Annotated in this window: 14 protein-coding genes; 6 read left to right on the top strand and 8 right to left on the bottom strand. The window is 31.8% G+C overall.

What is annotated here, in order from left to right; all coding sequences use genetic code 11:
• Positions 1–59: 59 nt before the first annotated feature.
• Entirely contained in the window at positions 60–1076 is a 1017-nt protein-coding gene (locus tag AADI82_RS02855) for an LD-carboxypeptidase (protein ID WP_341214962.1), read from the top strand.
• Between the two features lie 6 nt (positions 1077–1082).
• Here the strand turns inward: AADI82_RS02855 and AADI82_RS02850 are convergent, their stop codons facing one another.
• Together AADI82_RS02850 and AADI82_RS02845 are read right to left on the bottom strand one after the other, a co-directional pair.
• Positions 1083–1631 (bottom strand): hypothetical protein, encoded by a 549-nt coding sequence (locus AADI82_RS02850; protein WP_341214961.1) that lies wholly within the window; start codon positions 1629–1631, stop codon positions 1083–1085.
• A 7-nt stretch (positions 1632–1638) separates the two neighbouring features.
• Positions 1639–2208: a YceI family protein gene (locus AADI82_RS02845; RefSeq protein ID WP_341214960.1), complete on the bottom strand. Its 570-nt coding sequence runs from the start codon at positions 2206–2208 to the stop codon at positions 1639–1641.
• Positions 2209–2332: 124 nt separating this feature from the next.
• On the opposite strand from AADI82_RS02845, the gene AADI82_RS02840 reads away from it, so the two are divergent.
• Positions 2333–3187: a helix-turn-helix domain-containing protein gene (locus tag AADI82_RS02840; RefSeq protein ID WP_341214959.1), complete on the top strand. Its 855-nt coding sequence runs from the start codon at positions 2333–2335 to the stop codon at positions 3185–3187.
• A gap of 284 nt (positions 3188–3471) precedes the next feature.
• Here the strand turns inward: AADI82_RS02840 and AADI82_RS02835 are convergent, their stop codons facing one another.
• The 3 genes from AADI82_RS02835 to AADI82_RS02825 form a co-directional block, all read right to left on the bottom strand.
• Positions 3472–5592 carry an energy transducer TonB gene (locus tag AADI82_RS02835; RefSeq protein WP_341214958.1) on the bottom strand — a complete coding sequence of 707 codons (2121 nt, stop codon included), beginning with the start codon at positions 5590–5592 and terminating at the stop codon, positions 3472–3474.
• Positions 5593–5603: 11 nt separating this feature from the next.
• Complete coding sequence (locus AADI82_RS02830) at positions 5604–6143, bottom strand: sigma-70 family RNA polymerase sigma factor (RefSeq protein ID WP_341214957.1); 540 nt, start codon at positions 6141–6143, stop codon at positions 5604–5606.
• A gap of 117 nt (positions 6144–6260) precedes the next feature.
• Positions 6261–7043, bottom strand: coding sequence for a TerB family tellurite resistance protein (locus AADI82_RS02825; RefSeq protein ID WP_341214956.1), 783 nt, complete (start codon positions 7041–7043; stop codon positions 6261–6263).
• Between the two features lie 183 nt (positions 7044–7226).
• Between AADI82_RS02825 and AADI82_RS02820 the strand changes: the two genes are divergently transcribed.
• Together AADI82_RS02820 and AADI82_RS02815 are read left to right on the top strand one after the other, a co-directional pair.
• Positions 7227–7604: a hypothetical protein gene (locus AADI82_RS02820; RefSeq protein WP_341214955.1), complete on the top strand. Its 378-nt coding sequence runs from the start codon at positions 7227–7229 to the stop codon at positions 7602–7604.
• A gap of 186 nt (positions 7605–7790) precedes the next feature.
• The gene (locus AADI82_RS02815; RefSeq protein WP_341214954.1) at positions 7791–8201 is read left to right on the top strand and encodes a BrxA/BrxB family bacilliredoxin; all 411 of its coding nucleotides are present in this window, start codon (positions 7791–7793) and stop codon (positions 8199–8201) included.
• Positions 8202–8275: 74 nt separating this feature from the next.
• On the opposite strand, the gene lysM is transcribed toward AADI82_RS02815, so the two are convergent.
• Both lysM and AADI82_RS02805 read right to left on the bottom strand, forming a co-directional pair.
• Positions 8276–8761: a peptidoglycan-binding protein LysM gene (gene lysM, locus AADI82_RS02810; protein WP_341214953.1), complete on the bottom strand. Its 486-nt coding sequence runs from the start codon at positions 8759–8761 to the stop codon at positions 8276–8278.
• Positions 8762–8937: 176 nt separating this feature from the next.
• Entirely contained in the window at positions 8938–9876 is a 939-nt protein-coding gene (locus AADI82_RS02805; RefSeq protein WP_341214952.1) for a nicotinic acid mononucleotide adenyltransferase, read from the bottom strand.
• Positions 9877–10006: 130 nt separating this feature from the next.
• Between AADI82_RS02805 and AADI82_RS02800 the strand changes: the two genes are divergently transcribed.
• Together AADI82_RS02800 and AADI82_RS02795 are read left to right on the top strand one after the other, a co-directional pair.
• Positions 10007–11008: an NAD(P)H-dependent glycerol-3-phosphate dehydrogenase gene (locus AADI82_RS02800; RefSeq protein WP_341214951.1), complete on the top strand. Its 1002-nt coding sequence runs from the start codon at positions 10007–10009 to the stop codon at positions 11006–11008.
• A gap of 29 nt (positions 11009–11037) precedes the next feature.
• The gene (locus AADI82_RS02795) at positions 11038–12225 is read left to right on the top strand and encodes a glycoside hydrolase family protein (RefSeq protein WP_341214950.1); all 1188 of its coding nucleotides are present in this window, start codon (positions 11038–11040) and stop codon (positions 12223–12225) included.
• A gap of 15 nt (positions 12226–12240) precedes the next feature.
• On the opposite strand, the gene AADI82_RS02790 is transcribed toward AADI82_RS02795, so the two are convergent.
• Positions 12241–12636 carry a hypothetical protein gene (locus tag AADI82_RS02790; protein ID WP_341214949.1) on the bottom strand — a complete coding sequence of 132 codons (396 nt, stop codon included), beginning with the start codon at positions 12634–12636 and terminating at the stop codon, positions 12241–12243.
• Positions 12637–12821 lie beyond the last annotated feature (185 nt).

The raw sequence follows: 12821 nt of genomic DNA, 5'->3' as shown, positions 1-12821 counted from the left end.
TAAAGCCGTAAAAGTACACATTTTGCTACCTATTTAGAAAAAAAATGTAAATTTACATTATGACAAAACATATTTTAATTATCGTTTTAAGTTGCACTCTTTTTTTCTTTGGAAAAGAAACCATTTCTGCACAAAACACAACATCTAACAAAACAAGTAAATTGATACAGCCGCCTTATTTAAAAGCTGGAGACACAGTTGCTATTGTTGCGCCTTCTGGGATTTTAAAAAATAAACTCGAAGCTATAAATCAAGCTCGGGCACTTCTTAAAAGTTGGGGATTACATACCGTTGTTGGAAAAAACGTTTTTAACAAAGCCAATCATTTTGCAGGAACTGATAATGAGCGTTGTGAGGATTTTCAAAGGGCATTAGACGATCCTACAATAAGTGCTATTTTGTGTGCTCGTGGTGGTTACGGCACAGTTAGAATCCTTGACAAACTAGATTATACAAAATTTAGAAACCACCCAAAATGGCTGATTGGATATTCTGATATAACAGCACTACATAATCAATTTCATAATGAAGGTTTTGAGAGTCTACACGCTATGATGTGCACGAGCATGCAAGACGATTTAGATGAAATAAAGGAAACTATTTCAACCTTTAAAGATGCCATTTTTGGAAACCCTTTAAGTTATACCTTAAAAGGCTCTGAGTATAATAAAACTGGTAATAGTTCAGGCGTACTAGTTGGTGGCAATCTAACTTTATTACATACCATGTTGGGTTCTGAAACGAGTATTGATGTTTCTAAAAAAATACTTTTTATTGAAGAAATTGGCGAATATAAATACCATATAGACCGGATGCTACAAAGTTTAAAACGTGCTGGTTACTTTGATAACTGTAGAGGTGTTATTGTAGGTAATATGAGTAACATGCGGAAAAATACAACACCTTGGGGCACTTCAATTGAGCAACTTATTTTAGATGCCCTTGCTGATTACGATTTTCCAATTGCATTTGGTATGCCTGCTGGACACGAAGATGATAATCGTGCCTTAATTTTAGGGAGAACTATTAAATTGACAGTTAAAAAAGAACAAACTTTAGTAAATTTTAACGATTAATTTTCACTAACACTTTGGTTCAATAAGAGTCATCACACCATTTTTATAAGATATTCCAAAAGGTGTTTCTTCTAAAGTACAACGTGGTTCAATAGTAAAACGTACTCTGCCAAACACTACAAAATCTTCTTCTAATTTTACACGTAATTTCTGTTTATAGGTTGTATTTACTTTTACCCAATTTACATTCCCGTTTACAAAAGGGTGTGAATCTAACTCCTCAACAGAACGAGGGCTTTCTATAATATCTCCTTCGAAATCTAAGTGAGTATAGCTTCCTAAATCCATATAGAATTTACCTTTAAAATTACGCTTAGCATAAGGAGATACAAAATAAGAGTTATTATGTAGCTTGATAGAAATTACCAATACTGGATTATTTTTTGTGTTTTCTATTTCAAAATGTAGTGTGTAATCTTTATCATTAACAGTAGTAAAATCTTTTATAACTTCTGGTTTATTATGTATTTCGTTCTCTGACAATGCTGCCAATTGTTTTTTATCTGATTTACAGTTAAAAAAAAGCACGATAAGTAATATAGTTAATTTGTTCATTTTATAGTTATTTTAAATTTAGTTTTACTTCAAACTCAATGGCATCAGAAATTGCATAATCTTTTACTTTAACTATACCTTTAGCACCATAAACAATATTCCAATCGGTTCTATCAATTTTAAATTTCGCAGTTAGTTTTGTGTTATCTGAATTTAATTTAGCATCGAATAAAATAGGTTTTGTAATACCTTTAATGGTAAGGTTAGCATGCATTCTTAATTGTCCGCTTTTATGATATTCTACTTTGTCTATCACTAATGTTGCTGTTGGATGTTTTTCAACATTAAAAAAATCTTCATTCTTTAAATGGTTTACTAAGTCTTCGCTGTAATCGCCATCGGTATTAATTATCGAACTCATATCTACAGTAAAATTTCCTCCAGTAATTTTATCATTTGTTTTAATAATGTTACCAGATTTAAAATTAACTGTTCCGTGGTGTCCGCCAAAGCTAAAAAGCATGGAACCTTTCCAATTTACAATACTGGTTTTTGTGTTGATTGATATTTCTTGTTGACTAAAACCAACTATTGAACAAAAAATTAATTGTGCCCATACTAAAGCTATTTTCTTCATAATTTATAATTTTGGTAAAACTAGATGCATTGCCTTTCTTTTTTGTGAAAAAATTGTAAAAGAAGTGCAAAATGGATGTGAAAAATTTAAAATTTTCGGTTATTTAACTGTTTTAAAAACGTCTATGGAAAAAGTATCCTTTGTTTTACGGTTAATGCTGATTTTTTTGTTGCTAGGATGTACAGATAATACAGCTAATCTGCATTTTTCTGAAACGGTAAAAGTAGCATTAAGAGATGTAGGTAACACGCTTTTACTTAGTAATAGAGATTCAACATCGCGTGTATTACCAATTACAAATTTAAGTAAGAACAGGTACCAATTGGCCTTTGAAAACAAACTTTCTATAACCCCAGATAGTTTAATGGCAGCAGTAAATAAAAGCTTAAAAGTGGCCAATCTACCTAAACAATATATAGTTGAAGTGTTTAATTGTAATAGCAATGAGGTCTTTTATAGTTTTCAAATTAAAGGAAAAAAAGAACAAAACATAGTTCCTTGTGTTGGTCGTAATTTACCTGCTGATTGCTATACCATTCAAGTATTATTTCTTGAAAATAAATCTGCTTTAAGTGAAAAAATATTTTATTGGATTATAATAATTTTGCCATTAATTCTTATTGTTTTTTTATGGTTAAATAAATACCGAAATAATAACACTAATCTAACAGACGAAGAAAAGTTATATTCAAAAATTGGAGATTATAAATTTTATAAAGACCAAAATAAGCTCATTAAAAAGGCTGTTGAAATAAAATTATCTACCAAAGAATGTGAATTAATATCTATTCTTAGTGCTAACCAAAACCAAATTGTTAAACGAGAAACTTTAGTAAAAGAGATATGGGAAGATCATGGTGTGTTTGTTGATAGAAGCTTAGACACGTTTATATCTAAACTTCGAAAAAAATTTAAAGATGATGCGTCTATAAGTATTGTAAACGTTCATGGTGTAGGCTATAAATTAGAAGTGAAATAAAATGGCATTTTACGATTTATCAAAAGAAGAATGCCTTGATTTAATTGAGAAAATCAACCAAGAAATTACTCATGATTTAACTTAAAATGAAACAGAAAATACTTTTCTGATGAAGTTGCAAAAAATATTCTCTCAACTTTAAAAAACCTATTAAAATTAGGTGCTTCGATTAGTTTTAACATTGCTTGACAATTTATATTTAGTTAGCCAGTATAAAAAAATATGTGGTTTTAAAACAATACAAAGCTATCGATTTATATTGACAGACATTATAAACAAACTAGCTAAAATAGATTATTCAATTTCTGCAACTCATTTTTAAGTTCCTCTAAACTCACTTCTTTAAAATTGAACTCAACATCTGCGTCTTGTTCAGTATTTGTGTCAATAATATCTAAATACAGTTTACCGCTTTGTTTTTTTATAGCTACTAGGATAACATCTTCATTGTTAAGTACATTTCCAAAACCAATATGTCCTTTTATATTCCGGCTAGGTAAAATGGAACTTAACGATTTAAACACCATACTAACTTTTGCTCTTCCATCTCTATTTTTAACTTTAATTTTATAATCTACAACATTGCCATTTCTTACAAATCTATCTAAATTAATCCAGCCTAAATTCAAGATTTGCATAGCATAACTATTAATAGCTTTGGTTGTTATCGTTTTATTATCATTTGCATTTTCTAATCGCTTTTGTAATGTTTCTTCGGTTACTAATTCATTTCCAACAATAATTTTTGGTTTTGGCACTAGTCTCATGATTTTAGAAGTGGCGGGTATTAGTGAATCATCCCAAACCTTTCTTATAACATGACCCCCTCGACTTATTGAATCGTCTTCTAGAATTTTAAACTGAGTGTTTTCCTTTTCAAACAAAGGTTTTCTTAAAATTACGGTTTGATTGTTTGTTGCTCCAAAAACTCTAATTAATTTCTGCTTTGTATAGGTTTCCCAAGTTTTAATGAATGTAGAATCTACCTCAAAATATTTATCGTGCATTACTGCCTTAATCTGTTCAACTTGACCTCTAACTGAAACATACAGAGTGTCGTATTCTACTTGGTTGTTAATAGGTGCATTATTAATTTCTCCTAATGTAACATTTACCTCTTTAGCATCAGAAATTGTATAAATAATTGGCAAACTATAAGGTACCGTAACTGCTCTACCGCGTTGTTTTCCCGGTGTCATTTTAGGTAGTGACGCTACAACACGGTTAGCCTCTTGTTCAATTAATGGGTGAGGTCCTCTAGATCTAATAGAAGTCGTGTTACCAAATTTATCTATTTTAAAAATCACATTAATTCGTTGCCTACCGCTTAACCGCAAGCCCTGAGAAATACTTGTATTAAAATTGCGTTGCACAAATTCTTGAATAGCTGCACTTGTACATCTCTTTTTTTGTACTCTACTTCCGTTTTCACAACCTGGATAAATTGGTACTTCTTCAATAACTGCATAAGGCACCTCAATGTCTTCTTCTACTTCCTCAACCTCAATGTCTTCAATTATAGATTCTTTTTCAATTTCTTTTTGAAACTTCCAATTTACATTTCTGTTTTCCCATTCTCCAGAAAAGAGCTGCATCCCTTCTTTTTTGTTTGTTCTTGGAAATGTAACTTCAATACTTGATTTTAATTTTAAAGATGCTTTCTCTTTAAAGGCTTCAATGTTTAACATACCGCCTGTTTCTAATGGTTTTCCATCAGAAGTGGTGCTCAAATTTGCCAAAAGCATATCAGAGAGTTTATAATATTCGGTAACATATAAATCAATAATTCCGTTTACTAAATTTCCGTTACTATCAATAAAGGAATGAGCTTTAATTTTTAGCTTAGTTCCTTCATTACAAACTATACTCGTGTCTTTTTGCGTGTTTATTTTTAATCTTTGAGGGGGCTTTATAAAAGATATAGCTTCATTTCTAAAAGGTTTTGATGTTTTAATTTGTATGACTTCTTTTTTAGAAATTAAAGAATCTTTTGTTACTGTTGCCTTGTTAATTTCTGTGGAATCTTCAAGTGCATTCTTAATAGGATTTTCTATTGAAACCGAGTCAACAACAATACTGTTTTGTTGCTCATTGTTATTTTGATTTGTTGTTGATGGTTTTGAAACTAAAATATAAACCACTGCCACTATTGCTAAAACTATAATAGATCCACCGCCAAAAAACCTCATCCATTTAGCTGTTGTAAATGATTGCTTTGCTCTTACAATTTCGGTCTTTAATTCCTGACGTTTTAGGCCTTCTAAAAATGTGGTATGCTCATCGTAAAGCATATTAAAATCTGAATCGGTTTTTAAACGGGTTTCAAAATCTTGAATCTCTGTTTTTGAAAGCGTTTTATTTAGATATTGATTTATTAACTCTATGTTTTGTATATAATTTTCCATGATGCCTTGAATTAAGATTGAACTGTGTTACTGTTTCGATAGATGTCCTTTGCTTTTGTTAAGCATTTGTATTTCTGGTTTTTTGCAACTTTTTCAGACTTAAATTGCATCACTTTAGTGATATCTTTAAAAGACATCGCTTTGTGATAAAACAGTTGTAACAATTGCCGACATCGTTCTCCTAATTCAAGGAATGCACGCTCTGCGAGTTGGTATTTCTTTTCTTCTAAAACACTATGAAAGTATTCTACTTCTTCGCCGCTTAAATTATGTAGTTCTTGTTTTGAAAATTTCTTTTGGGTATCCTTCCAAATAAATCGTGATACCGAATATAAATAGGTGTAAAATGAAGATGTGAGTTTAAAATCTGATTTTTCCAGATTCCTATTCAATATAATTAATGCCTCTTGAAAAACATCTGAAGCATCTTGTTTACTTCCTCCTTTTGAAAGTACAAGTGTTTCAATTTTAGGATATAAGTGATATAATTTGCTAAATGCCTTTTCGCGCTGACCATCTTTAAAAAGTTCTAAGATTTTTGTATCGTTCATAAAACGGGTTTATTACTTAATGGTCAAATTGTAAAAAGGTCTCCTAAGTTTTTTCGAAAAAATCAATCATTTAGATGGATTAAAGGAGATTTCTGCCTTTACAGGAATGACAAAAAATTAAAACCTTTGTTCTTTCTGCAACTGCTCATAAGCCATTTGTACTTGCCTAAATTTTTCTTCGGCGCCTTTTTGGTGTTCTTTACCCAAGTGAATCACTTTATCTGGATGGTATTTTTTAGCCATTTTTCGGTAAGCTTTTTTTATCTCATCGTTTGTAGCACTTTTATCTATTTCTAGAATTTTATAGGCATTCTCTTGACTATTATAAAACATGGCTTTTATACTCTCGTAATCGCGAGAACTTATTCCTAAATAGCCCGCTATGGTATATATTTGACGTTCTTCATCGCTCGTTACTGTACCATCGGCTTTAGCAATGCCAAATAAAAAATGTATAAGTTGTAAACGAGATGAGTGATCCATCATCTGTTTAATTTGCAAACACACTTGCCTTGTAGAGATATTACTTTGTTTATTTATATTTTTAAAAAGTGTAAAAGCATGATTAGCACGCTCTTTACCATACATGTTTACAAATTGCTGACGCACAAAATCTAACTCACGTTGGTCTTGCTTACCATCGGCTTTTATAACTATTGATGCTAAAATGAGTAAACTTACTTCAAAATCACCTGATTGTGTTTGTGGGCGTTGATGGGGTTGTGTTCTATATGTTGTTCTACGTCGATCTTGTTGTGGATTGCCTTGGCCTAGAAACGGATTGTCCTTACCATCTGCCATGGCATCGACTATGCTGCCTAATGCTAATCCAATTATAGCACCTATTGGTCCGCCAAACGACCAGCCTAATGAAGCTCCTATCCATTTTGAAAAACTCATTTATTTTTTTGTTTTAGATTCCCGTTTTCACGGGAATGACAGTTTTTAATTGAAACCACAACACTAAGTATTCTAAGTATTGAGGGTTTTTTTCGATTCAAATATACTATTGTTAGTTGAAAATTTAAGACTTTTGTTACGCAACCTATTTTATTATTTAGCATCTATTTTATAAAAAGAATAATGAGAACTAAATTTTTAATAATTTTATCTGTTTTGCTTATCTGTGCTTCAGGGTGTAAGCTAGATGATGATTTTAACCCTATAAACTGTACCGAACAATTTGTTTTTGGTATAAATGTAACTTTAATTGATGCTACAACTTCAAATAAAATTATTACAGGTGTAACTCTTAGTATTAAAGATGGTGATTATGAAGAAATATTAATGACCCACGATTCTATTGATTCATTTTGGGGAGCAGGAGAGCGTCCTGGAAATTATATTATTACTGTAACATCAAACGACTATCAAACTTATGTGAGTGACCCTATTCAAGTGCTCTCCGATGAGTGCCACGTAATTACAGAAATAGTAGAGATTACTTTACAACCTAACTAGTTTCTAGTTACACTGCAACGCGTTAAGGATAGAGCTGCATGTTTGAGCTCGCCGGCGCAGGAGGAAGCGAGTAGCGATAGCCTGACCTTATAACGCCATAAGCGTTTTAAGGGAACGCTCTAATAATAATTATCCCTTTTTTGATTAACTTTGCAGCGTATTAATTATAACATAAAAATTTAAGATATGTATCCAGCAGAATTAGTAAAACCAATGCGCGAAGATTTAACCAATGTTGGTTTTGAAGAGTTACAAACTGCCGAGGCTGTTGATGCTGCTTTAGCAAAAGAAGGCACAACTTTAGTGGTTGTAAATTCGGTTTGTGGTTGTGCGGCAGCAAATGCGCGCCCAGGTGCTAGAATGAGTTTACAAAATGCTAAACGTCCTGATAATATAACAACTGTTTTTGCAGGTGTTGATAAGGAAGCTGTTGATAAAGCAAGAGAATATATGATTCCGTTTCCTCCAAGTTCACCATGTATGGCTTTATTTAAAGATGGTGAATTGGTTCATATGTTAGAACGTCATCACATTGAAGGTAGACCAGCAGAATTAATTGCTGAAAACTTAGTTGATGCTTATAATGAGCATTGTTAAAAACACAATGTGTTGTGAGAATTAAAAAAGCCAACTCAAAACGAGTTGGCTTTTTACTTAAAATAAGGTTTTATTTAATCTAAGGCAGGTATACGTAATACTTGTCCTGGATATATTTTATCTGGATCTGTAAGCATTGGTTTATTAGCTTCAAAAATTACTGGGTATTTCATAGCGTTACCATAATAGTTTTTAGCTATTTTGCCTAAAGTATCTCCACTTACAACAGTATGAAATTGTGCTTCTGGCTCAGCATGCTCAACTGTCATTTGATCATCTACAGTTGCTATGCCGTTTGAGTTACCTACAACTAAAACTACTTTTTCTTTTGTAGCTTGGTCGTAAGCCATTCCTTTAATTGTAGCGGTATCATCAACTATATGAATATTAAGGTTTTCTACTTGTAATTGTAAATCTCCAACTGTTTCTTGTAAGCTTGCTGCGGCTGCTGCTTCCGCTTTAAGTTTTGCTTCCGCTGCTTCTGCTGCTTCTTCAGCATCTGTTTTTCCTATACCAAATACTTTGGCTCCTGCATTTTTAATGAATGAAAATAGTCCCATTTTGTTTATTTGTTTTTAAGGGTTAATATTTAATTTTGATTAAAGTTAACATATTTCGTTAATTACTCTATACCTCATTTGACACAAATAATAACACATTAGTCACATTTATATAAAAAAACTGCCTAAAGCATATAGCTTTAAACAGTTTCTTAACTAAATAACCAACCAAATTCTTATTTAACCCTTGTATTTTCTCTTGGGTTGTCTACTTTATCTTTTCTATGCTTACGCATTTCGTTTCTTTTAACTGATGCCTTTCTTTTTGCATCACCACTTTTTAAGTACTGAATGTATCCTCTACCTTCAAACTCGTAAACGGTTTCAGATGTTGGGTGATACAGTTCTATCTTTCCGTCATTTATAACGCTTAACTCAAAAAATTCATTGTCGAAGAAATCATAATCTAATGTTAAAGTTTTAAGCATTGTATTTCCTGTTATATTTCCAACACCATAAGCGCCTGTATAATCCCAAATAAGATTGTTTACACTTGTTCCGCTCTCATCTTGTGAGCTTCTAAAAGTTTCATCATCTCCACCTGCTAAAAACTGTAAATAATTTTCGTTATCAAATTCGTTTATTGCTCCAAACTCACTCGTATATGTCTTTTCCCAAGCTTCGTATTCTTGCAAGAAATAATGAATATTATCATAGAATACAAAATCGTAATCAAAATTACTACGTTGGTAGCCATCTAAAAAGTACGATGTGTCGTTGTTTGGATTATACAATTCAATGGTATTATTATCGATTTGGTACACATCAAAAGTTTCGAAACCATCTACATCGTGCGTTACATCTAGAATCATGTTATATGCATCGTAATCTGCAACTGCAATACCATAACCATTGCCGCTACTACCAATACCAACTAAGTTATTATTTGCATACATAACACCATTTCTAAACGATATGGTAAATGCTTTTTGTAAAAATGGCGTTGTGCCATAACCACTGGTACTATTAATATCTACATACCATAACTCGTAAGAGCTTAGTAATTGGTTTATTGAAATTGTTGGTTCGTCATCAATTATATTTGTTTCTACATAGCATGATGTAAACAAAGTTGTTGTTAAAGCAAAGCTTAAAAGTAATTTTACAGTCTTCATAATCAAACATTTTTAGGGTTTCTATTTACAGGGTTTCAAAACGCGTGCCAAAAAAATATGGTAATGTTTTTTTGACTTAACATTGATTAATATTTTATGTATTTTTGGTAATCAAATAATTTATGCTTTTATGGATAAACCTTTAAAATATGCGGTCTTTGGTGCAGGAAGTTGGGCAACAGCAATTGTGAAAATGCTTTGTGAAAATTTAACTGAAGTAGGTTGGTACATGCGTAGTGTTTATACTAAAGAACATCTATTAAAAGAACAACACAATCCTAATTACCTAAGTTCGATTGAGTTTCATTTAGAGCAATTAAAAATTAGCAACGATATTAATGAAATTGCCAATTATGCCGATGTTTTAATATTTGTAATTCCGTCGGCTTTTATGCATTCAGAATTAGAAAAATTAACCACAAATATTGAAAATAAAATTATTGTTTCTGCAGTAAAAGGCATCATCCCTGAAACAGGTTTATTAGTTGGCGAACATTTTCATGATGTATATAAGATTTCTTTTGATAACATTGCTGTAATTGCTGGTCCTTGCCATGCTGAAGAGGTTGCTTTAGAACGTTTATCGTACTTAACTGTATCGTGTTCTGACGCTGAAAAGGCTCAAAATATAGCCGATAATTTGTCTAGTGATTACATTAAAACAAAAATTAGCGACGATATTATTGGTGTAGAGTATGCTGTTATGCTTAAAAATATTTATGCTATTGCTGCAGGAATTGCTCATGGTTTAGGTTATGGCGATAATTTCCAAAGTGTGCTGATGAGTAATGCTATTAGGGAAATGAAACGTTTTATAAAAAGAAGGCATAAAATGAAGCGTAACATAAATAATTCAGCGTATTTGGGCGATCTATTAGTAACTGGATACTCTGTTTTTTCTCGAAACCGAATGTTTGGAAATATGATAGGGAAAGGCTACACTGTAAAATCTGCTCAAATGGAAATGAGTATGGTAGCCGAAGGGTATTACGCTACAAAAAGTGCTCATTTACTACATGTTAAAAACGGGGGGAAAGCTAAAATTCCTATTATAAATGCAGTTTACGAGATTTTATATGAGGGCAAAGACCCTAAAAAAGTGTTTAAAAAATTAACAAATAAATTGGACTAATAATGAAATCTTGTCTTATCAGTTTATGTTTGAGCATAGTATTTTTAGCGTGTAAGTCTTCAAATGAAAAATCACTTCTCGTCACTGCAAAACCAATCGATGCTTCTGTAAAAGGTGATATTTTGGTTGGTCCTTCTGTACTAAATGATCCAGACAGGTTTGTTTGGGGAGCAAGTGTTATTAAAGATGGCGGTAAATACCACATGCTTTACAGTACTTGGGAATGTGGAGATTCTCTTCCTGCATTTGGTGATTCTTGGGTATTGCATTCTAAAATAGCGTATGCAACCTCTGATTTTCCTGACAAGGGGTTTAAATTTCAAAAAATTATTCTTGAAGGTAGGAAGCTTTCGGGTGATTCTTTAGCTTGGGATGCCCAAATGGTTCATAATCCGCATATCAAAAAATTTAATAACAAATTTTACCTGTATTATATTGGCTCAAAAGACCCTGGGAAACCCTTAGAAGGAGTTTCGGGTTTTAATCTTAATAAGCGTAATAGGGTACAGCAAAGTCAAAAAATAGGTGTTATCGAATTTGATAGTTTTGAGAATTTAATAGCGGGTAATTTTAAGCGACCAGACAACCCTTTAATAACACCAAGAACGCGTGTAAAACCTAATGATGTTATTAATCCGTCTCCAAAAGGCACCATTACAAAACCCGATAATTTAATTGTTGTAAATCCTTCCGTTGTACAACGTCCTTTTGATGGTAAATTTTTATTATACTTTAAAGGCAACATATATACTCCACATTGGAGGGGTGTACATGGAGTTGCTATTTCTGACAACCCTAACGGTCCTTTTACACCTACAAATGATTATGTTTTTGACATAAAAATGGACGATGGTTCTATAGCTTCGGCTGAAGATCCTTTTGTTTGGTATCATCAATCACACAAACAATTTTATGTTGTTTTAAAGGACTTTTCGGGGATAATAACTAAAAACAAGCCAGGGTTGGCTATTTTAAAATCTAAAGATGGGATTGTATGGACTAAGCCACAAAACTCATTTTTTATGAAAAAAGAGTTAATTCTTAAAAATGGAGATACAATTAAAGCTAACCGTTTAGAGCGCCCACAGTTATTAATTGACAATCAAGGCTACCCAATAACCTTATATTGTGCGTCATCTATTGTAAACGTTAGTCCGCGTAAAGATGGCACGTCTTTTAATGTGCAAATTCCGTTGAGTATTGCAGATTTTAAGTAATTTATTAGAAAATTGTTACTTTACCATAATGCCTTTAGCTTGCATTAATGGAATAGGTTGTAATGCTTTTAAATTAATTGTATTTTTTCTAAACAAGTATGTTTTATCAAACATGGCATTACCTTCAAAATAAGACACTTTAAAAGAGTTATTTAATTCAAATAACTCTTCTTGTATTAATTCTATTTTAGCATAACTTTTTTTAGGAAGTTTATCTAGCTTTTTTCTGAATTTAGATGTTATTTTATCTTCTGAATAACCACTGGTTACAATAAGTACCATTTCTAAATCAACGTCTTTATCGTTGATAATATAGGCGTTCCAATCTTGGGTTTTGTATATATCGTTATATTCGTTTACAATAGCTATGTATACGTTTTCAACTTTTGGTATTTGGATGTCTTTTTTCATTTTGATTATTTGAAAAGATAAGTCGTTGTGAAGCTTTTTAAAAAAAGTTGTGAGAACCTGTTTAATTATAGTTTAATCTCAAAAAACTACCACGTAGCTTCTTTTCTCGCAATGGTGTTTGAATTAAAGTGCAGATTTAAACTGCTCTAAAAACCGCACATCATTTTCACTTAACAAACGAATAT

The sequence above is a fragment of the uncultured Wocania sp. genome, assembly GCF_964021735.1.
Classification (GTDB): domain Bacteria; phylum Bacteroidota; class Bacteroidia; order Flavobacteriales; family Flavobacteriaceae; genus Wocania_A.
This window is presented reverse-complemented; position numbering and strand designations above follow the sequence as displayed.

What these genes read in the sequence shown, in the direction of transcription:
- AADI82_RS02855 (WP_341214962.1), top strand. Translation starts at nt 60, where the DNA reads ATGACAAAACATATTTTAATTATCGTTTTAAGTTGCACTCTTTTTTTC.
- AADI82_RS02850 (WP_341214961.1), bottom strand. Translation starts at nt 1,631, where the DNA reads ATGAACAAATTAACTATATTACTTATCGTGCTTTTTTTTAACTGTAAA.
- AADI82_RS02845 (WP_341214960.1), bottom strand. Translation starts at nt 2,208, where the DNA reads ATGAAGAAAATAGCTTTAGTATGGGCACAATTAATTTTTTGTTCAATA.
- AADI82_RS02840 (WP_341214959.1), top strand. Translation starts at nt 2,333, where the DNA reads ATGGAAAAAGTATCCTTTGTTTTACGGTTAATGCTGATTTTTTTGTTG.
- AADI82_RS02835 (WP_341214958.1), bottom strand. Translation starts at nt 5,592, where the DNA reads ATGGAAAATTATATACAAAACATAGAGTTAATAAATCAATATCTAAAT.
- AADI82_RS02830 (WP_341214957.1), bottom strand. Translation starts at nt 6,143, where the DNA reads ATGAACGATACAAAAATCTTAGAACTTTTTAAAGATGGTCAGCGCGAA.
- AADI82_RS02825 (WP_341214956.1), bottom strand. Translation starts at nt 7,043, where the DNA reads ATGAGTTTTTCAAAATGGATAGGAGCTTCATTAGGCTGGTCGTTTGGC.
- AADI82_RS02820 (WP_341214955.1), top strand. Translation starts at nt 7,227, where the DNA reads ATGAGAACTAAATTTTTAATAATTTTATCTGTTTTGCTTATCTGTGCT.
- AADI82_RS02815 (WP_341214954.1), top strand. Translation starts at nt 7,791, where the DNA reads ATGTATCCAGCAGAATTAGTAAAACCAATGCGCGAAGATTTAACCAAT.
- lysM (WP_341214953.1), bottom strand. Translation starts at nt 8,761, where the DNA reads ATGGGACTATTTTCATTCATTAAAAATGCAGGAGCCAAAGTATTTGGT.
- AADI82_RS02805 (WP_341214952.1), bottom strand. Translation starts at nt 9,876, where the DNA reads ATGAAGACTGTAAAATTACTTTTAAGCTTTGCTTTAACAACAACTTTG.
- AADI82_RS02800 (WP_341214951.1), top strand. Translation starts at nt 10,007, where the DNA reads ATGGATAAACCTTTAAAATATGCGGTCTTTGGTGCAGGAAGTTGGGCA.
- AADI82_RS02790 (WP_341214949.1), bottom strand. Translation starts at nt 12,636, where the DNA reads ATGAAAAAAGACATCCAAATACCAAAAGTTGAAAACGTATACATAGCT.